Annotated in this window: 1 protein-coding gene; it reads right to left on the bottom strand. The window is 69.0% G+C overall.

Annotated elements, in window-relative coordinates:
- Positions 1-34 precede the first annotated feature (34 nt).
- Positions 35-1252 (bottom strand): IS110 family transposase, encoded by a 1218-nt coding sequence (locus tag C2L58_RS04200; RefSeq protein ID WP_233225541.1) that lies wholly within the window; start codon positions 1250-1252, stop codon positions 35-37.
- Positions 1253-1525: the final 273 nt, after the last annotated feature.

The raw sequence follows: 1525 nt of genomic DNA, 5'->3' as shown, positions 1-1525 counted from the left end.
CATGACACCCCTTGTGTCAACCTCGAGAGCAGAATCAGGCCGCGACCTGCTGATTGAGTCGCTGTTGAGCGCCGCCGTGCAGCGCCGGGTCGTAGGTTGTGCCGTTCTGCCAGCAGCGCCACATGACCCGCACCCAGGCTCGCGCGAGGATGCGTGTGGCGTGCGGGTGGTCCTTGCCCGAGGCCCGCGCTCGGTCGTATATCTCGGCCGCCCAGGGACTGGAAAACCGGCTATTCGCGGCGAACGTGGTGATGGCGACACGCAGGCGTTTGTTGCACGCCCAACGAAAGGACACGCCGCGGTGTTTGCCGGAGGCCTTGGTGACCGGGGTGATCCCGGCCAGCGCGGCGATCGCGTCAGGACGGTCGAACACCTCGCGGGCGTCGCCCCACTCGGCCAAGATCTGGGCGGCGTTGATCGTGCCGGCGCGGGGAAACGAGCGGAACACCGCGCCGTCAGGGTGGGCGCCCATCCGCTGGGCGGTGGCGCGGTCCAGGTCTTTGATCGCGGTGTTGAGGGCGGTGAGCACGTCGACCTGGGCCAGCACTGCGGCGCGGATCCCTTCGGACACAATGGGATCGAGTGTGCCGGCCGGCGCCGAGCGCAGGCGGGCCAGCAGGACCGCGGCGGGTTTCTTGCCGGAGTAGCCGTGGTGGGAGCAGAACGCGGCGAGTTGCTTCTCGCTCAGGTGGGAAGCCGACGCCGCGGTCGGGTATTGGGTGAGGAAGGCCAGAGCGATCGCGGACTCGATGTTGGCGAAGATGGCCTTGGCGCCGGGCCAGTGGGCATCCAGCAGCGCGGCGAGCTGGTTGGTTGCCGCGACGCGGGTCTCGACCAGGTCGCTGCGGGTGCGTACCACAGCGCGCAAGCCCTTGGTGTGGCCGGACAACGGCGCGGCCGGGCGCAGCCGGTGGAAGCGGACGCGCAGGTAGTCGGCGATCACGTAAGCGTCGCCGGGGTCGGACTTCGCGCCGGAGGGCACCTCGTTCTCGCGCCAGGACTTGATCGCGGTGGGCTTGACCGGAAGCAAGGGATGTCCGGCCTCGGCCAGGGCGTCGACCAGCCGCCCGTCGGGGCGCTCGATCGCCACGGGTATGCGGTCGACATCACCCAGCTTGCCCAATCGGGTGGTCAGCCGGGCGAACCCGGCGGCGGTGTGGTCGATGGTGAACGCGGTGACCTTCCGGCCGGTCTGATCGAGTACGCACACGGCGTGCTCGGCGGCGGCCCAGTCGATCCCGACGAAGTACAACGGCTGATCTTCCAGCGACACGTGGTCGTCTTCCTGCTCGCGGTCGTCGGCAGGAGCCAGGCGGAGGCGAGGGAACCGAGGGCGGAGTGGTCACTAACCGGCGCTCGATGGCGCGTCCCCTTGTCATCGCTTCGCGGTTCCGGGGAAGCCGGGGGCGGCAGTGTCATGAAGGCCCGCGAAGGGCGACCATGCTAGGCCGTCACCCCGGCTTCCGCCTAGTTCCTACCACAAGCCCCATCCAAGGACTCGCAGGAAAGAGGGTGCACTAGTGAC

The organism is Amycolatopsis sp. CA-126428 (genome assembly GCF_002904335.1).
GTDB lineage: Bacteria > Actinomycetota > Actinomycetes > Mycobacteriales > Pseudonocardiaceae > Amycolatopsis.
Note: the sequence above shows the minus strand (reverse complement) of the source record. Positions and strands in the feature narration are given on the sequence as shown.